This is a genomic window from Exiguobacterium sp. s127 (assembly GCF_018618695.1).
Lineage (GTDB): Bacteria > Bacillota > Bacilli > Exiguobacteriales > Exiguobacteriaceae > Exiguobacterium_A > Exiguobacterium_A oxidotolerans.
This window is the reverse complement of sequence record NZ_JACSMO010000004.1, coordinates 112,539-130,996: the sequence shown is the minus strand read 5'-3', so window position 1 is coordinate 130,996 and position 18,458 is coordinate 112,539. Positions and strand designations below refer to the sequence as shown.

Genomic DNA, 18,458 nt, shown 5'->3' with positions numbered 1-18,458 from the left:
ATCGACTCGAGAGGAAAGAGAAAATCCTTGGGAGGAGGTTTTCTTAGTAGACGCCAACTGCATCAAATGATTTTGCTGCAGCGGCTGCTTCAGCACTTGAAGAACCGTAAAGGTCTTTTGCCGATTGAACGACTGCTGCGCGGAGGTAGCTGAAGTTCGAAGTCGGAGTCAAGTAGACGTTAAGGGCACGGTAGTAGATGGCACCAAGTTTCGGTACGCCGACGCCTGGTACAGTGACACCGTAATGTGTACCACCGTTACCTAAGAGGTAAGCGGCTTTGTTGACGATACCAGAGTTCGTGTGGACACCACCGTTATCAGCCGTACCTGTGTAACGTTTTGAGTAGTGGTCTGGATCTCCGTAAGCGGCAGGGTTAGACATTGAACGAAGAGCATCGCCACTTACACCTGGTGTGTAGATGTCTTCACCGACGAGCCAGTCGAAGTTTGATCCGACTGAGTACTCTGCAACTGTTCCCATGATATCCGAAACAGCCTCATTGATCGCACCCGATTCGTTTTGGTAAACGAGTCCTGCTGTGTATTCAGTGACAGCGTGCGTCAATTCGTGAGCGACTACATCAAGTGCGCCAGAAAGATATGTGAATGTCGAACCGTCTCCGTCACCGTAGACCATTTTTGATCCATCCCAGAACGCATTGTTGTAGCGTGAAGAATAGTGAACCGTTGAATTGAGTGCTGCACCCGCATTATCGTAACTGTTGCGGCCATATGTGTTTTTGTAGAAGTCATATGTTTTCACTGCATTGACTTGTGCGCTGACAGCGGCACGGTCGTAAGTAGCATTGAGAACGTTGTCGGCATCCGCCCAAAGTGATCCTGGAAGTGATGTCCGGTTTTTTGCATCGTACGTCGAGATGCCTTTACCGCGTGTTGAATCTTGAAGGTAGTAGTAAGAACCACTCTTCGTTGTGTTGAATGTAGCACTTGTTCCAAGAACCGTCGTACCTGAACCGACTGTCGTTGTTCCGGTGATTGTCGTAACTGGTTTCGCATGTGCCAGTTGGTCATATTTGTTGATGACCTTACCAGAGTTTGCATCGATGAAGTATGTCCAGCGTGACGGCTCGTCGCCAGCTAAGACAGTCGATGTGATTTTATAAGCATAGACAGCATCGTCTTTGACTGGATAGACAACGAGTTCACTCGTTGGAGCCACTTCGAATTCTGTTGCTTTGATTGATTTTTTATACAACTTTAAAGCTTTCTTTTCAGAGATTGCAATTTTCTTATCGAGACCTGGTTTCCCTTTGACCTTGACTGCATCATTGACGATTGCTTTTAAAGTACCGTCTTTCGCAACGTTACCGACGACGACACTACCGAAGACCGGGACGCCATCCACTTCTTGTTGGAGACGTACGATGTGAGATGATCCATCTTTTTGAACATCTTGTACAGAGAAGTCACCTTTACCTTCGACATACTCTTTAACGATTGATGCAGCTGGATCGGACGATGCTTTCGTCAACTTGCCAGATTGAAGACCTTCTGCGCCTACGACTGTAGGAACGACAAGTACACTTGCGACAAGCGATGTAGCGAGAAACTTTTTCAAAATAAATCGCCTCCTTGTTTGGGTTGAGTCTAACTATGCCAAACAAAATAGAGAACGAGAATAAGGCATTCGGATTAAATAGAATTTTCTGAAAATAGGTATTTAGTACCCGTACTGAACAATTTAGTCATTGAGACAAATCGAGTGAAGAAATACTCTTCTAGCACTCCTATCATTGAAGAAACGGGCTTTCTGGCCTTAAATTCTGTGAGTAGTCCTCAAATTGTAGACAACGAACTATCGGTAGATAAAGCGTCTTTTCCCGTAGCAGTCAACGAAACGTGACGCTTTGTAGGTAATACCAGGAGGAAAAGCCGGGCATGCAGACGGTTTAGAGCACAATCCGTCTCGATATCGTAAGTTCACGCTAAAGTTTGTCTACACGCGGAAAAGACTACTCATTTGAGTAGTCCTTAGAGAATTCGTTGATATAAGTGATGCGTGCCTTCGCGTGTCTCATCGATTTTAAAATCAAGTGGATCAAGTTCAACCCCTTGTTTGTGTGCAAAACGTTGAATCTTTTCAAACGACTTCCAAATCTCGATGTCTGGTCCTTCATGTCTCCAAAAGACATAGCGAGCGGGAGGGAGATGGTATCCTTTCATTCCCTTAGGAACCCGTTCGAGTGAAGAGACAGGTAAGCCGACGCATTGCGTATAGGTCGTTCCGCGATGGGCAAGCGAAACATCTAATGGAAAACTGTCCGGTACGACTGCCTGAATTTCATGCGCCCGACGTGAAAATTCACGCCATAGTTCAGGCATCAATGTATGGAGTTCATTTTCTTCGCACGTCATGCTGAGTCCGATTACATAAAGCTCGTGACGTTCAACAATTTTAGGATGCATTTGAGACTCCTTTCGTCAGAAATCAAGAAGCAGTAGTCAAGTTCCGTCGTTTTAAGTCTAAGAAGAGTTTAGTAAAAGTTGCGTCCCACTGCGTGCCGCTTCCTTCTTCAAGAATCGACAATGCTCGTTCAGCGGGCATCCCCTTTCGATAGGGGCGATCGGAAGTCATGGCATCATAGGCGTCGGCAATTGCCATGATTCGTCCGAAAAGCGGAATCGCGTCGCCGGTCAAGCCTTCCGGATAGCCTTTGCCATCATAACGCTCGTGATGGTACTTTACCCCGGGAAGAATCGGTTGTAACGTCTCTGGTAAATCAACTTGCGATAAAATATGGACACCGATTACCGGATGGCGTTTGATTTCATCGAATTCTTCTTCCGTTAACCGTCCTTCCTTCAAAAGAACGGCATCTCGGATACCGATTTTACCGATATCGTGAAGAAGAGCAGACTTTCGTAATAACTCGATTTGTTCATCAGGTAAGTCAGCGGCACGGGCGATTTCAACGGAATATTCCGCTACACGTAAAGAATGCCCTGCCGTATAAGGATCACGAGCATCTAAAGTCGCGGCAAACAACGTAAATAAACTATTTAAAAGGCGTTCATTTTCTAAATCGCGTCCTTCGATTCCTTCAACCATCAAATTAAATCCGCCAATCAAGTGTGCGAATTCATCGGAGTAGGGATTGGAAATCGTATTCAAATGACCCGACTCGATTTGAGCAACTCCTTCTTGCAAAGCAAGAATCGGTTTTTTAATGTTTTCATATAGTAGAAGACTGCAAAATGTCGCAAGGCAGAGGATGACAATCAAAATTAACGTCGCCCAACTCCAATAAGACTGAAGACTTTCGTTTTCCGTTAACTGAACGGCAGAAGCGAGGACGAACAGTAAGATTGGAAATACACCGATGACGAGTGTACTAATCAACATTTTTTGGCGCAAGCTGACCATATGTTGTTTCTTTAAGACGATGTCGCCGTAACCTGCCGCCTGAGATCGTTTCGTCAACTCGAGCAACATCGGTTCCGTGACCCGGTAAGTGAGGAAAAATTCAATCAGAGCATGAAGAATCGCGACGAGAATCGCCCCGAAACAAGCGAGACCAATCAAATAGTAGGGCATGTCGAGCCAACCACGGTATATGGCGAAAGCTGTCAAGGTAGAAGAAGGAAGTGATAATCCGAGAAAGTGTGGACCGAGAATACGTTGCATCGTCAAAACCGGGAAGCGATGCGTCGTCTGAAAAGCAATTGTCAATTCGTCAGCAGTGGGCTGTTTTGATTGAAATACTATATAAAGGGACCGAACGTGTCGGCGATAGATTGTATATTCCAAGCTGAACATCAGGGTGACAGATCCTGCCATGATACCAAGCAAGAGTATCCGCTCTTGTGGACTGAAGGTCAGTGTTTCGAAGATGAACAAACTGCCGACACCGAAAACGGCAACGAATGAGCCGATTAAATAGTTCGTTAAGACTTGTCGCTCAAAACGTTTTAAAGGTTGCATGGAATTCCTCCTCTTCTTAATCAAAGCGTGCAGCAAAGAATTTTTCTAGTACTATATAATGGTCTATCTTATTAATATCGGCACGATGTAAGAATATTAAACTAAATTCCAAAAATAGGTATAGTTATAAAGTCCTAATTATACAAAAACTAATTGATTAACGAACTAAAATAACATATGATTTGAATATTCAGAAAAGTATATTAAAAGTGTGCTTTTCACTACTACATAGGGGGTAAGTTCACGTGGGGAAAAAGAAACAGCTTAGCTTAGCCGTTTTATCTGGAATCACGGCAGCTGCATTCGCAGTTAGTCCGGTTTTACCTGGTGGGAAGGTAAAATCTGTTGATGCTGCTGAAAAAGCAGCAGTAGGAGCGCCGATGGACTTGAACACAGTCGATCAGGAACGTCTCTTAAAAGTATTGCAGGATCGTGGGGTCGTCTCAAAAGCATCATCTGCAGCTGAGAAACAAAAGGCTGTCCAAAAGTATTTGGATAAAAAGTCGAACGGTAAACCAGCAGCTGAACATGAGTCAGAAAAAGCGAAAGAATTCGATCAAAAAACAAAAGACTTTTTGACGAAACAAAAAGATCAACTCGCAAAACAGTTGAACAAGAAGCACGATAATTATAAAAAAGGTAAAAAAGATGGGTTTGTCAAAGTCGACAAAGCTAAACAAGCAAAATACAACGGTGATACACGGACAGATAAAGTCCTTGTTCTACTCGTTGAGTACAGTGACTTTAAGCATAACAATGTTGTGCAAGAAGATGGATACATGTATTCGAATGACTTCAACCAAAAGCATTATCAAGATTTAATGTTTGGTAATAAAGAGTTCGAACTCTTTAACGGAGACAAGGTCAAGACGTTTAAACAGTATTATGAAGAACAGTCAGGCGGAAGCTACACGGTTGATGGTAAGGTCTCGAACTGGTTAACAGTTCCAGGTACAGCCAAAGACTACGGTTCGGATAATCCAGCGGGCGGAAACGATAACCTTCCAGGCGCTAAGGGTCCACGTGGTCTCGTTAAAGATTCGTTGAATGCTGCAGTAAAATCAGGCATCAACTTAGCAGAGTACGATCAATTCGACCAATACGATATGGATGGAGACGGCGACTTGAACGAGCCGGACGGCCTCGTCGATCACTTGATGATCATCCATGCAGGAACAGGACAAGAAGCTGGGGGCGGAACGCTCGGAGATGACGCAATCTGGTCACACCGTTGGACACTCGGCAACGTATATCCTGTTGCTGACTCAGTAGCGAAAGTAAACTATTGGGGCGGTAAAATGGCTGCCTACGATTACACGGTTCAACCTGAAGACGGCGCGGTCGGTGTTTTCGCACACGAATTCGGTCATGACTTAGGTCTTCCAGATGAGTACGATACACAGTACACAGGTCAAGGCGAGCCGGTCGCATCATGGTCAATCATGAGTGGCGGTAGCTGGAACGGGAAAGTTGCCGGAACAGAACCAACAAGTTTCTCACCACAAAATAAAGAATTCTTCCAAAACGTGATGGGTGGAAACTGGGCGAATATCGAGACAATCGATTTTGATTCGTTATCAAAAGCAGGAACTGCTTCTTATATCGATCAAAGTGTTACAAAATCGAAAAACCCAGGAATCATCAAAGTAGACTTACCGAAAAAACCGGTCAAAGGAATTGCACCGGCGTTCGGTAAAAAATACTATTACAGCACAAAAGGAAACGATCTTCATACGTCAATGACGTCACCAGAATTCGATTTGACAGCTGCTAAAGCTGCTAAATTTGATTACAAAGCGTACTTTGATGTCGAGTTCGATTATGACTTCTTGACAGTTACAGCAACAGCTGGTGGAGTAGAAAAAGTCATCGACGTCATCGGTGACGAAGATACTGATGGTGATCAACGTGCTGAGTCTTCAAAAGGTGCATGGGTCGATAAATCATACGACCTCAGCGAATTTGCAGGCAAAAAAGTAACGCTTAAATTTGATTACACAGGTGATGCTGGTCTTGCACTCGACGGTTTCGCACTTGATAACGCGAAATTGACAGTCGACGGTAAAGTCGTCTTCGAAGATGATGCAGAAGGTACACCGAAGTTTAAACTCGACGGGTTCATCGCGTCTGACGGCTTCAGCTATGCTGACAATGCGTACTACCTCGAATGGCGTAACTACGCAGGCTCAGATAAAGCACTTGAGCATGCGCGTGGCGTGAAATACAACACAGGTCTCGTCGTTTGGTACGCAGATTCTAGCTTCACAGATAACTGGGTCGGTGTTCACCCGGGTGAAGGATTCCTCGGTGTCGTCGATTCACACCCTGAAGCAATCGTCGGTACGCTTAAAGGCAAGCCAGTCGTATCAGGTAGCACACGTTACCAAGTTGCGGATGCTGCATTCAGCTACGATAAAGCACCTTCTTGGTTGATCGATTCACCAACACGTGGTCTTTACGACTACAAAGGTCTCTCAGGTGTAACGAAATTCGATGATTCTAAATCGTATATCAACCAATTGATCCCGGATGCAGGGAAACTTCTTCCGAACAATGGTCTTAAAATTCAAGTCATCGGTGAAGCGAAAGATAACTCTGCTGGAGCTGTCTGGATCCACCGTTAAGAACAAAACAGATCTGGGAAACCAGGTCTGTTTTTCTTTTGAAAAGTGGAATCAATTGGAAAAAATATTGGTCAGACAACTTGACTTTTAAAGCGCATCCATACTATACTGACGTTAGCTTAATATTGTTATTGTCACTACTGATTCACATTGCGTCACGAACAATCTTTTCGTCGCTCCATGTATTTCGGGACAATAATGAATTTCTTTCATATGCATCGTCATATGTATTAAGTAATTTATTTTTGGAGGTTGTTCCCATGAACACAGGTAAAGTAAAATGGTTTAACGCAGAAAAAGGTTTCGGTTTCATCGAAGTTGAAGGTGGAGAAGACGTATTCGTACATTTCTCAGCAATCACTGGTGAAGGTTTCAAATCACTTGACGAAGGTCAAGAAGTTGAATTCGAAATCACTGAAGGCGCACGTGGAGCACAAGCTGCTAACGTCGTAAAACTTTAATTTCAACTATTCAATCGCTCTTCTTCGGAAGAGCGGTTTTTTTATTGTCTTAATATCTTGAATTTAAGATATCTGTGCGCTATGCTTTGCATATAATCAAATTCAAAAGGGAGTGGCAAAGATGGAATTACTCGGTATTCATCATGTTTCAATTTTGACCGGGATGGCGGAACGGAACTATCAATTTTACACGCAAGTCCTTGGAATGCGCTTAATTAAGAAAACAGTGAACCAAGACGACACGACGTCGTATCATTTATTTTATGGGGACGCGGAAGGAAATCCGGGGACTGATCTGACGTTCTTCGACATTCCGCATCTCGGAACAGGTGTACCTGGTGCATCGAGTATTTCTTCAACATCACTTCGCGTTAAGACAACGGCAGCACTCAAGTTTTGGGCACAGCGATTTGAGCAAAAAGAGATTGATCATGATTCAATCATCGAACGGGCAGGGCGACAAACGCTTGCCTTTCGTGACCAAGAAGGGACACGTTTGATTCTCGTCGCAGAAGATGGGGAACAAGGCGTCCCGGGTGGCGTACCTTGGAAACACGACGAGATTCCAGCAGAACATGCAATCGTCGGCTTAGGTGCCGTGACATTGACCGTTAACGACCCGGGACCAACAGCGCTCGTTTTGACGGAAGTCCTCGGTTTTAAAAAAATCGGCAGTTATCCGTCGCTTGCGGGTGAGTTTGCGGATATTGAAGTGTATGCAACGGGTCAAGGAGGAATCGGAGCCGAAGTCCACCTCGAAGCGCGACCGGATCTCGATCGAGAACGTCTTGGTCGCGGCGGTGTCCACCATGTCGCGTTCCGCGTACCGAACAGTGCGGAATATGATCTATGGGTCGAGCGTTTAAACCACTACCGTCTTCCGAACTCCGGAAAAGTTGATCGCCATTACTTTCAAGCCTTGTACTTCCGGGAACCGAATCATATTTTATTCGAGCTTTCGACGGATACACCGGGATTTGCGACAGATGAATCGATTGAGGAGTTAGGCGAGACACTCGCACTACCACCATTTTTAGAACCACAACGTGAGCAGATTGAAGCACGTCTTCGTCCACTCGAAATCTGACAATCCTGTGACACGGGTCACAGAGACGTCGACGTCCCGTATACTAAAAGAAAGAATCACGAAAAGGAGTGACGGGATGTTAAGAACTACGTTAGGTCAATTTCGGTTAATTGCGATTGTAGAGGGAATTTCATTTTTAGTATTGTTGCTGATTGCGATGCCGTTAAAATATATGGCAGGAATTCCTGAGGCGGTCTCGGTCGTTGGAGCCATGCACGGTGTGTTGTTTGTCATGTATGCGTTATGGCTTGTCGTCGTTAAATTTAAATACCGCTGGTCGTTTGTCAAAGCAGGTATCGCCTTTATCGCATCCTTCATTCCGTTTGGTACGTTTGTACTCGATCGAAAGCTAAAACAGGAAGCAACAAACGCGTAAATTGTGTATACTAGTAAAAGCACGGCTGTGGATAACTGTTTTTGTCTATGCGAAGCAGGTTATCCACAGCTTTTTTCTGTGGATAATTTTTAGGAGGATACTATGTCAACATTCGAAACATTAAACATTCAAGAATTGTGGATAAAAAAACTACAAAAGCAAGGCATCAAACAACCGACACCGATTCAAGAACAAGCTATTCCGCATTTGCTTGCGGGACGTGATTTAATAGGAAAAGCACAAACAGGTACAGGGAAGACACTTGCCTTCTTGTTACCGATTCTCGAGCAAATCGATTTAGAGAGTAAAACGGTTCAAGCATTGATCGTCGCACCGACACGTGAACTTGCGCGTCAGATTGCCGACGAAACACATAAGTTGATTCGGAATATGGAAGACATTCGGGCACTTGCTGTATACGGCGGACAAGATGTCTTTAAACAAATCCAACGTCTCGGACGGATGCCGCAAATCATCATCGGGACACCTGGACGAATTTTAGACCATGTCGGACGGGGAACACTCGATTTGAGCGCGCTGAAGACACTCGTCTTAGATGAAGCCGATCAGATGCTTCAAATTGGTTTCTTACCGGAAATCGAAGATATCATCGCAGCAGCACCGGTCGATCGTCAATTCGTCATGTTATCTGCGACGATGCCACCAAAAGTCGAGCAACTCGCGAAAACGTACCTTCGTGACCCGATTGAAATTCAAGTCGAAGCTGAAAAAGTAACGGTCGATGCGATTGAACAATTCGTCGTCGAAACGACGGATCGTCGTAAGCAAGCGACACTTCGGACGATGCTCGACGAAATGCGCCCGTATGCCGCAATCATTTTCTGTCGGACGCAACGTCGCGTAACGAAATTAAACGAAGAATTGCAAATGCAAGGGTATCCGACGGACGAGTTACACGGTGGATTGACGCAAGGAAAACGTGAAAAGGCGATGTCGAAGTTCTATCAAGGGAAAACACCATTCTTGATTGCGACCGATGTTGCGTCACGCGGACTGGATGTCACAGGTGTCACACACGTCTTCAACTATGACTTGCCGGACGATGCAGAAAGCTATGTCCACCGGATTGGGCGGACGGGACGTGCCGGGAACGACGGCGTCGCGATTTCGATCGTCACACCGAAAGACGGTCGGAGTTTCCGTGACATGGAACGCGAACTTGGGGTCGAAGTTACACCAATCGTCGTCGAATTGTCAGATGAAATGATTCGGGCACAGCATGACCAGAGTAAAGGCACGAAAAAGCCGACAACGGAAGGCCGTGGCAATACACGCCGGTCGAATAATCGTCGCCCAGGACGGACACACCGGAAGTAAGCAAATCAATCTACAGAAAAATCCCGTTTCCATTCATCGGAAATGGGATTTTTTATCGTTGAAGAGACGCTTTACTGGTCTGTGTTATTTATAGACCATCTGTCCGCCGAGATGACCGGCATAAGCAAGTAATCCACTACCAATCACAGCGACGATTAGACTGAAGATAAGAAGCATTTTTTTATTTGATCGATAATTGAAAATCAACAATACAAAGGAAATACCGAAAGCAATCAGACTGTAAAGCGCAAAGTGTTCATGATCTTCAATCGCAGCCCGTGTCGCATTGAACGTCGAACGGGCATAGTCTTTTGTCTCATCTCCGGATAGATACGCAGCGACCCCTGCGAGGAGACCGGTGAATAGGGTAATCAGAGCAAACAATTTCAATTGAACCCATTTTAAACTAAAGAATAATAGTAGTGTAGCGAACAGTAACAGACCGATTGGAGCATGGACGAGTAAGGGGTGGAGCGGAACACCGAATAGCATGATAAATCCTCCTTAAGTAATGAGTGTATGACTATTCATTACTTTACCCCTGCTACCTGATAGTTAGCTGACGGCTTTATTTAATGAGGGAAATGAATCGTAAACCGTGTTCCTTCATTTGGACTGGAGTCGACCTCGATGCTCGCGTTATGGGCATCAGCAATCGAGCTAGCGATTGCGAGGCCGAGACCGGTCCCTGTTCCGTGGCGAGCGTGGTCCCCGCGATAGAAGCGTTCGAAGATTTTTGCCTGATCACTTTTCGGGATACCGATTCCCTCATCAGCGATTGTCAGCTGAACTTCGCCAGGGGCTTTTGACAAGCGGACCTTGATTGGTCCGTCACTGTAGACGGAAGCATTTTCTAGAAAGACCATTAATAAGCGCGTCAATTGGTTAGCGTCCCCTTTAATTAAGAGGTTCGGTTCAATCTCGATTCGCAGTGTCCGGTTGGATAATGTATGGGCGAACCGTTCAGCGGTCTTTGAGACGAGCGTACTGAAATCAACGGATTGCAGGGTCATGGATTGACCCCCGCGGGCAAGCAACAGCAAGTCCGCGACGAGTAATTGCATCGAAGTCGTCTCGGCTTTCAAATCGTCGAGAATCGTCTGTCCCTCACGACTGAGCGGTTCAGCTTCAAGCAATTCGATTCCGCTATATAAAATCGTCAGCGGTGTGCGCAGTTCATGGGAGGCGTCCGACGTGAAGCGACGTTGCCGGTCGAAAGCTTGTTGGACGGGCTGGACGGCTCGACCGGCGAGAACATAACTGAGTCCCATCAAAATCAACGTCGATAAGACGGCGATTCCAGATAAGACAGCGATTAAACGTTGGAGTGTATCGCGTGTAGCGGACGTTTCTTTTAAAAGAACGATGGAGCCTTCGTTCGTGTCGCGTTTGTACAATAAAAAATGGTGATCCTCGACAGTCACTTTTTCAGTTTCTTGAGCAGAGGATACGAAACGCTGAACGGTCTCTTCCGTTAAATCATCCGGAAGACTCGAATACTGTTCTTCACCCGTTTCGTCCAGCACTTGAAAATAAATCGGATTAGGTGTCAAGCGATCTTCACCATGTTCGATTCGTTCGAAGACGTCACGGTTCGAGATGTTTTTTAATTGATTGAGCTCTGTCTGGTCGAGTAACCGTGCCGTCGTAAAATAGACGCCAACGAGTATGAGGATTAATAACAGTAAGAAGGTCCCACTGAATAAAAGGGTCAGCCGTTTTCGGATCACTTCAAGCATGGTGGTCACCAAGACGATACCCGAAACCGCGGACGGTCTTGATGAGTGGTGGAGCGCCAACCGCCTCTAATTTTTTACGGACGAGACGGACCAAGGCATCGAGAGCGTTGTCCGTAATGTCGGCACCAATTCCCCAGACGACTTCGATAATCAGTTCGCGACCCATCACTTGTTCCGGTCGACGTAATAAGAGTGATAGAAATTCAAATTCACGACGTGTCAATTCAAGTGGATGATGATTATAGGAAATCATTTGCGATGAAACATCGAGTTCAAGTCCTTGAAAAGATACCGTATCGACGAAGGCCTTTTTTTGTCGACGACTTAATGCGCGGAGACGGGCAAGCAATTCATTCGATTGAAACGGTTTGACGAGATAGTCGTCGGCACCACTATCGAGACCATGGACGAGGTCGATTTCTGTATCACGTGCCGTCAACATTAAAATACCACCTTCAAAACGATTTTTTCTAAGTTCAGCTGCGACCTCAACCCCACTTTTATGAGGCATCATCCAATCGAGAACAAGCAAATCGTAACGAAATGTCTGGCATTGATTGAGTGCATCGACACCATCGTGTGCGACATCGACTTGGTAGCCGGCACGTTCGAGATGGAGTCGAAGCATTTTTGCGAGCCGCTGATCGTCTTCTGCAATCAATACACGCATGAATTTTCCCCCCGCGTTCATTTTTTCTTATTATCCCATAGTTGCCGTCAGCTAGTTATCAGTTTTTAGCGCTACAGTAAAGATAACAACAAACGAGAGAGGATGAAGGAAGATGAAACCAAAGCCGTTTGCAAAATGGATGGTCGGTTTAAGTAGTACGGTGTTTATCGGTCTAGCGATTGGTCAATTAAGTGTCAGCTCAGATGGACAATCGACGACACCGGTCAGTACAGGGGATACGTATTCGAATGAAACGAATTTCCCGAGTCAACCGACGCAAGGGGATTCTTATGGTGACGAGGAGTCAGACGATGATGGCGGATATTATGATGATGATGAGGGATGGTCAGGAGAGGATTCTTCCGGATTCAGCCAGCCGAGCGGAAATAGCGACGGACGCTCGAGTCACTCGAAATAGGAGGTCAAGTGATGGAACGACAACTCTATTCGATGCATAATACGATTCGATTCGTGACGGAAAATCAGATTCCTGAAGAAGAATGGCAGGAGATTGAACGATTTTTCAGCTACGTTGATCGAGAGTGGTCACGGTTTGCTGAAGCGAGTGAAGTGAATCGGTTGAATCGCCTTCGAATCGGTGAAACCTTATCGATTTCGTTACCACTCGCTCGGTTACTAAAGCGTTCGATTCGTTATTTTGAACAGACGGAGCACTATTTTTCTCCGTTTCTTCTTGAACAACAACAGGCGAACGGATACCGGGATTCCTTTCCGTTTCACTATGCGACTGAGTCGGAGCGGGTTGGTCCCCCAGAGATTACACCCTTCATTCTCGAAGGACTTGAAGTGACACGTGTCGGTGGAGGAGCAATTGACTTAGGTGGAATCGGGAAAGGCGCAGCAGCAATGATGGTGGCGCAACGGCTTCGGAAAGAACGACGACGCGGATTGATTGAAGCTGGCGGTGATGTCGTCGTCTGGTCGGACGAAACACCATGGAAGATTGGCATTACACATCCGCATACAGACGAAGAAATCGCGGAAATCAGCCTTCGACAAGGGGCGATCGCAACCTCGAATCGAATTTATCGCTCCTGGCATGTCGGCGAACGGATAAATCATCACTTACTTGACGGTAAAACGGGGCGACCGATTGAGACACCGCTCATTCAAGTGACGGCTTCTGCTCCACAGCTGTATGAAGCAGAAGTAATGACGAAACTTGCTTTTCAGATGACAGAACAGGAACGGCAAGAGAAGTTATTCAAATGGTTTCCGAATGGACGATTATTGTTACTCGACGCGTCAGGTGAAATCATATCCGAGAAGAAAGGGGAGTGTGCACTATGGACTGGTTGAAATGGATGTTTTCGACCTGGACGATGATTCGTCTCAGTGGGCTAGCGGGTCACTTTTTGATGACATTATCCGTATTAGCTGGATTACTAGGCTCATTTCCGAATCTCCGAAAACAAAAAGCACGACTTCATAACATCCATCTCTATGGCGGATGGGCCGGACTGCTCGCGATTGTCCTCCACGCGACGTTGATTATCGTGGATACGTATGCACCGCTATCCATCCTCGAGATTTTGATACCGGGCAACGCTTCTTACGAACCACTGTGGAATGCCTTTGGGACAATCAGTCTTTATCTCTTCGGTTTTGTCCTGATCACGTCGGACTTCCTAAAAGAGACGCTCGGAAAAACCTTATGGAAATTAACGCACTGGCTTGTCTTACCGGCTTGGGGGTTGATGACGCTCCATGGTCTCTTCATCGGGACAGATACGGGAACGTTGTTTACGACAATCTGGTACGCGACTTCGACACTGACATTCATCGTACTGATTCTTTACCGGATGCGTCTGCGTCCTAAAACAAAAGTTCAAATAAAACCGGAATCCTCGACGTCTTAAGAGGATTCCGGTTTTATTCATTGTTGCTCGAGCCACTTCGTCCACGCGACAAAAGCGTCTTCCCGATTTTCGATGTAGTTGTGATCACTGTCGACGACCAGTTCTTCGAAATAACCGGCGTTTTGAAGGAGGTCGTGGTGGAGCGCTTTGACAGATGTTTCATCCCGTTCAGATGTGACGAGCAATGCCGAGCGGTTCTTTAGTTCTTCCTTGAGCGCAAGAAGGTTCCAACTCGCATGGTTAGCTTTTAACTCCTCGAGTAACGTGTCACCGTCAGTCGCTGTAAGGAAAGACGCACCGCGGCTGAGAACACCGCGTAAGGCGTCCTCGTGTTCCGGGTAGTCGAGGATCAGTTGACCGATTAGACCGAAGTTGAACGGAGAAATTCCGATGTAGTGTTTGATGTGCGGAACAGCAGCAAACGCGTGTAGACCAGCAAATCCACCCATGCTGTGACCGACAATCGTAATTTGGTCGCCGAGCACATCATGCTGTTCTATAAAGGTCGGAGAAGCGACGTGCTCCATGATCGCTGTCGCATCTTCCAGGACATGACGAAAACGGAACGCACCCGGGCTGCCGATGCTGCCGCGGTAAGAGGTCACGAGGACATGGTAGCCGATTTCTTGGAGACGGACCGCCCAGTCCATGTTCAATTGTTTCCCGGGAAACCCGTGGAAGAGGACGATTAACGGAGCGGGACCTGTACTTGCCGGAGAATATAGACGACAAAATAGCGCTTCGTTCCCTCCGCTCGGTATGGCAATTAAAGAAAGACTAGCTTTGTTCGTGATTGTTTCCATCTCATTCGCTCCTTTAAAAAGTTTCGTATGTTTCATAGTGTGATACAAGTTAGGAAGCAAAGCAATCGTTAAGTCTATGAACAAAAAATAAAGTAAGAAAAGAACGTTTTGCGCCCCGCCGTTTGAGAGCCGGGATAGGGGTGTGCTTGAAATCGACTAGCTTGTAGTCTGCCGCGCGTCTCCGCCTTGTCTCGTCTCCGAGCGGCGAGCGTCCACGTCGCTTTTCGCTACGGAAGCGATTCAAGCCGGCATGCGCTTCAAAATATTCGCGTTACATGTCGCCCTTCTTAGGGGGAGCTTAAAAAAGCTTTCTTTTTCGTTGACTCCAAGTCAGAGATGTTCCGTTTCGAATTGCAGCATACTGATATAAAGAGGTGCGTAGTGTGACGCGCGTTTCCGCCTTGTCTCGTCTCCGAGCGGCGGGCGTTCACGCCGCTTCACTGCGTTGCAGGGTCGCGGACGCCCGCTTTTCGCTACGGAAGCGATCCAAGCCGGAATGCGCTTCAAGATATTCGCGTTACATGTCGTCCTTCTTAGGGAAATCTTAAAAAAGCTTTCTTTTTTTGTTGACTCCAGGTCAGAGATGCCCCGTTTCGAATTGCAGCATACTGAGATAAAGAGGTGCGTAGTGTGCCGCGCGTCTCCACCTTGTCTCGTCTCCGAGCGGCGAGCGTCCACGCCGCTTCACTGCGTTGCAGGGTCGCGGACGCCCGCTTTTCGCTACGGAAGCGATCCAAGCCGGAATGCGCTTCAAGATATTCGCGTTACATGTCGTCCTTCTTAGGGAAATCTTAAAAAAGCTTCGCTTTTCCGTTGACTCCTACGGGATAAGGCGCGTTTTAACGCGCTGTCAGAGGCAGGCGAGACCCTGCTTCTTGTCCTTACGGGACAAGAAGCAACGGCTTGCGCCTCGCCCGAGGAAAGCAACGGAAAGGAAGAAGCTTTGAATCACGTACCACTGTGCCGTTCATCCAAGGGAGCTGACAAGTCATGCGCTTGAGGAAAGCAACGGAAAGGAAGAAGCTTTGAATCACTATCGTTCACCCAAAGGACCTGACAAAATCCGCATTACTGCCATTCTCTTTTTCGATAAAAAACAAAAAGAGCCGCCCCAATCAACAGGGCGGCTCAAATCATCGTTCTTAAAAGAATAAGAGGGAATCAATCAAAAGACTTTTGTCGTCCATGATTCACAGTTCCATAAGTCAGTTGCGACTGCTTCATAAAATTCAGGTTCGTGTGAAATCAAGAGGACCGTTCCTTTATATTCTTGCAAGGCCCGTTTCAATTCCTCTTTCGCTTCGACGTCCAAGTGGTTCGTTGGCTCATCGAGAACCAGAATGTTTGATTCCGTGTTCATCAGCTTACAAAGACGGACTTTCGCCTTCTCTCCACCGCTGAGTACTTCAATTTTAGATTCGATGTGTTTTGTCATCAAACCACATTTCGCGAGCATCGCCCGGACTTGTTGTTGCGTCAAGGATGGGAACGTCCCCCAAATTTCTTCGATACACGTGTTCGAATTCTTCTCTTTGATTTCTTGTTCGAAATAGCCGATGTGCAAGTTTTCACCGCGATCGACCATCCCTGAAACAGCGGGGATTTCACCGAGTAAACTTTTCAGTAACGTCGACTTCCCGATTCCGTTCGCACCATGCAATGCGATTTTCTGCCCCCGTTCGATCGTTAAATCGAGCGGACGCGAGAGGGGTTCGTCGTAGCCGATGACAAGACCTTTTGCTTCGAACATCAGCTTGCTTGGTGTCCGAGCCGTCTGGAAATGGAATTCCGGTTGCGGACGTTCTTGTGCAAGCTCGATGACATCCATCTTGTCGAGTTTTTTCTGACGGGACATCGCCATGTTTCGTGTCGAGACACGCGCCTTGTTACGGGCGACGAAATCTTTAAGTTCAGAAATTTCTTGCTGTTGGCGCTTAAAGGCAGACTCCAGCTGTTTCTTTTTCGCTTCATGGACCGTCAAGAAATTATCATAGTCACCAACATAACGGCTCAAGCCTTGATTTTCCATATGGTAAATCAAGTTGATGACGCTGTTTAAGAATGGAATATCATGCGAAATCAAAATGAATGCATTCTCGTAATCGTTGAGATACCGTTTCAGCCATTCGATGTGTTGCACATCAAGATAGTTGGTCGGCTCATCCAGTAACAAGATATCTGGTTTTTCAAGTAAGAGCTTCGCAAGTAAGATTTTTGTACGCTGACCGCCACTTAATTCATGGACATCACGGTCTAAGCCGATTTCATCGAGACCAAGTCCGCGGGCGATTTCTTCGACTTTTGCGTCGATCGTATAAAAATCATTATTCGTTAAAATGTCTTGTAAGACACCGACTTCCTCAAGCATCTTTTCGAGTTCTTCGGGCTCGACTTCACCCATCTTCGCATACAGGTCATTGATTTCTTGTTCGATATCGAACAAGTATTGGAATGCCCCTTTTAGCGCATCACGAATCGATAAACCTTTCGCAAGGATGGCGTGCTGATCGAGATAACCGACACGAACGTGTTTCGCCCATTCGACTTTCCCTTCATCCGGTTCGAGCTGAGAAGTGATGATGTTCATGAAGGTTGATTTCCCTTCACCGTTTGCTCCGACGAGGCCGATGTGTTCACCCTTTAACAGGCGGAACGAGACATCTTCGAAAATCGCACGATCACCAAAGCCATGGCTTAAGTTTGATACCGTTAAAATACTCATAACTACTCCCTTATTTCATGAATTCAACGCTGTGATTAGACACCTGTACGTTTTTTCTGGTTGTTCGTCTTTTTCGTCTTCTGGCTCGTCATTTGTTTCGTTTCCGTTCCACGAAGACCAGTCGGACGTTTTGTTTGTGATTGTTTTTTTGCTTTCAATTGTTCAATCATCGCTTCTTGAAGTGATAATTTTTTTGGTTGTTCGCTCATGTGTGTTCACCTCGATTAATTCGTTCTTATCTTATAGTATGCCAAAAAAAACGCTTTTTGAAAACGAACTCTACTTAATTCATCCTTTTAACGGACAACCTGACCGAGATAAATGACATAACAATTCCGGTCGATGTCGATTTCGCAGCTGTCACGTTCAAAGGTTCCATGCTCTGGCACGGTCACCTTATCCTTAATTAAATAGCGCATCGCTTGGACGTGGTTCGGGACGGTCATCGTTTTGATAAGTGGTGATGTACTGCTTGGCATGTACCGGCGAAACTCGATGTGAATTTGATGAGGCGGATAAATCCGGTCCTCTGCATCGAGCGGAGAGGCTTCGACGTGATCGACGATCAGCTGATCGTACTCGCCCTCCATTTCGTTGGAGCGTAATTCATACAGTTGGCCTTCGATGATATGAAATTCACATAATTGATGAGCGATGATTTCATCCGGTTCGATTGCGAAACGACTGTATTGATAAATCGACTTATATTCATCTTGATCTTCGACATAATAAGCAAGTGACATCGTGATTCCTCCTTGTAACGGCATGATATGTTCTACTCGGACGATCAGAAAAAAGTTCCGGTACGACAAGGA

General features: G+C 46.2%; 18 protein-coding genes. 8 read left to right on the top strand and 10 right to left on the bottom strand.

What is annotated here, in order from left to right:
• Positions 1-43: 43 nt before the first annotated feature.
• The 3 genes from KNP98_RS07320 to KNP98_RS07310 form a co-directional block, all read right to left on the bottom strand.
• Positions 44-1,579, bottom strand: coding sequence for a M4 family metallopeptidase (locus KNP98_RS07320; protein WP_214802294.1), 1,536 nt, complete (start codon positions 1,577-1,579; stop codon positions 44-46).
• Positions 1,580-1,992: 413 nt separating this feature from the next.
• Complete coding sequence (locus KNP98_RS07315; protein WP_214805305.1) at positions 1,993-2,427, bottom strand: GyrI-like domain-containing protein; 435 nt, start codon at positions 2,425-2,427, stop codon at positions 1,993-1,995.
• A gap of 22 nt (positions 2,428-2,449) precedes the next feature.
• Entirely contained in the window at positions 2,450-3,943 is a 1,494-nt protein-coding gene (locus KNP98_RS07310) for an HD domain-containing phosphohydrolase (protein ID WP_214805303.1), read from the bottom strand.
• 245 nt (positions 3,944-4,188) lie between these two features.
• On the opposite strand from KNP98_RS07310, the gene KNP98_RS07305 reads away from it, so the two are divergent.
• The 5 genes from KNP98_RS07305 (at position 4,189) to KNP98_RS07285 (ending at position 9,829) form a co-directional block, all read left to right on the top strand.
• Positions 4,189-6,567, top strand: coding sequence for an immune inhibitor A domain-containing protein (locus tag KNP98_RS07305; protein WP_159173227.1), 2,379 nt, complete (start codon positions 4,189-4,191; stop codon positions 6,565-6,567).
• 260 nt (positions 6,568-6,827) lie between these two features.
• Positions 6,828-7,028 carry a cold-shock protein gene (locus tag KNP98_RS07300; RefSeq protein WP_012371797.1) on the top strand — a complete coding sequence of 67 codons (201 nt, stop codon included), beginning with the start codon at positions 6,828-6,830 and terminating at the stop codon, positions 7,026-7,028.
• Between the two features lie 121 nt (positions 7,029-7,149).
• A complete protein-coding gene (locus tag KNP98_RS07295; protein ID WP_088838202.1) occupies positions 7,150-8,115 on the top strand; it encodes a ring-cleaving dioxygenase in 966 nt (321 codons plus the stop codon).
• A 76-nt stretch (positions 8,116-8,191) separates the two neighbouring features.
• Positions 8,192-8,491, top strand: a complete 300-nt coding sequence (locus KNP98_RS07290; RefSeq protein ID WP_088838201.1) for a DUF3817 domain-containing protein — start codon at positions 8,192-8,194, stop codon at positions 8,489-8,491.
• Between the two features lie 102 nt (positions 8,492-8,593).
• Positions 8,594-9,829: a DEAD/DEAH box helicase gene (locus tag KNP98_RS07285; protein ID WP_088838200.1), complete on the top strand. Its 1,236-nt coding sequence runs from the start codon at positions 8,594-8,596 to the stop codon at positions 9,827-9,829.
• An 84-nt stretch (positions 9,830-9,913) separates the two neighbouring features.
• Here the strand turns inward: KNP98_RS07285 and KNP98_RS07280 are convergent, their stop codons facing one another.
• The 3 genes from KNP98_RS07280 to KNP98_RS07270 form a co-directional block, all read right to left on the bottom strand.
• The gene (locus tag KNP98_RS07280; RefSeq protein WP_088838199.1) at positions 9,914-10,321 is read right to left on the bottom strand and encodes a DUF2231 domain-containing protein; all 408 of its coding nucleotides are present in this window, start codon (positions 10,319-10,321) and stop codon (positions 9,914-9,916) included.
• 80 nt (positions 10,322-10,401) lie between these two features.
• Positions 10,402-11,568 carry a sensor histidine kinase gene (locus tag KNP98_RS07275; protein ID WP_214766346.1) on the bottom strand — a complete coding sequence of 389 codons (1,167 nt, stop codon included), beginning with the start codon at positions 11,566-11,568 and terminating at the stop codon, positions 10,402-10,404.
• Entirely contained in the window at positions 11,561-12,238 is a 678-nt protein-coding gene (locus tag KNP98_RS07270; protein ID WP_214766348.1) for a response regulator transcription factor, read from the bottom strand. The genes KNP98_RS07275 and KNP98_RS07270 overlap by 8 nt, the downstream gene beginning before the upstream one ends.
• Before the next feature lie 112 nt (positions 12,239-12,350).
• On the opposite strand from KNP98_RS07270, the gene KNP98_RS07265 reads away from it, so the two are divergent.
• The 3 genes from KNP98_RS07265 to KNP98_RS07255 are packed head-to-tail and all read left to right on the top strand — an operon-like array spanning position 12,351 to position 14,118.
• Positions 12,351-12,656 carry a hypothetical protein gene (locus KNP98_RS07265; RefSeq protein WP_214770178.1) on the top strand — a complete coding sequence of 102 codons (306 nt, stop codon included), beginning with the start codon at positions 12,351-12,353 and terminating at the stop codon, positions 12,654-12,656.
• An 11-nt stretch (positions 12,657-12,667) separates the two neighbouring features.
• Positions 12,668-13,558 carry an FAD:protein FMN transferase gene (locus KNP98_RS07260; protein ID WP_214766352.1) on the top strand — a complete coding sequence of 297 codons (891 nt, stop codon included), beginning with the start codon at positions 12,668-12,670 and terminating at the stop codon, positions 13,556-13,558.
• Positions 13,546-14,118, top strand: coding sequence for a ferric reductase-like transmembrane domain-containing protein (locus tag KNP98_RS07255; protein ID WP_214766354.1), 573 nt, complete (start codon positions 13,546-13,548; stop codon positions 14,116-14,118). Before KNP98_RS07260 ends, KNP98_RS07255 begins: the two co-directional genes overlap by 13 nt.
• Before the next feature lie 17 nt (positions 14,119-14,135).
• On the opposite strand, the gene KNP98_RS07250 is transcribed toward KNP98_RS07255, so the two are convergent.
• From KNP98_RS07250 to KNP98_RS07235, 4 genes are all read right to left on the bottom strand, one after another.
• Complete coding sequence (locus KNP98_RS07250) at positions 14,136-14,921, bottom strand: alpha/beta hydrolase family protein (protein WP_214805299.1); 786 nt, start codon at positions 14,919-14,921, stop codon at positions 14,136-14,138.
• Between the two features lie 1,165 nt (positions 14,922-16,086).
• Positions 16,087-17,643 (bottom strand): ABC-F family ATP-binding cassette domain-containing protein, encoded by a 1,557-nt coding sequence (locus KNP98_RS07245; RefSeq protein ID WP_214766358.1) that lies wholly within the window; start codon positions 17,641-17,643, stop codon positions 16,087-16,089.
• 35 nt (positions 17,644-17,678) lie between these two features.
• Positions 17,679-17,852, bottom strand: a complete 174-nt coding sequence (locus KNP98_RS07240; protein WP_012371785.1) for a hypothetical protein — start codon at positions 17,850-17,852, stop codon at positions 17,679-17,681.
• An 87-nt stretch (positions 17,853-17,939) separates the two neighbouring features.
• Positions 17,940-18,386 (bottom strand): hypothetical protein, encoded by a 447-nt coding sequence (locus KNP98_RS07235; RefSeq protein ID WP_214766360.1) that lies wholly within the window; start codon positions 18,384-18,386, stop codon positions 17,940-17,942.
• Positions 18,387-18,458: the final 72 nt, after the last annotated feature.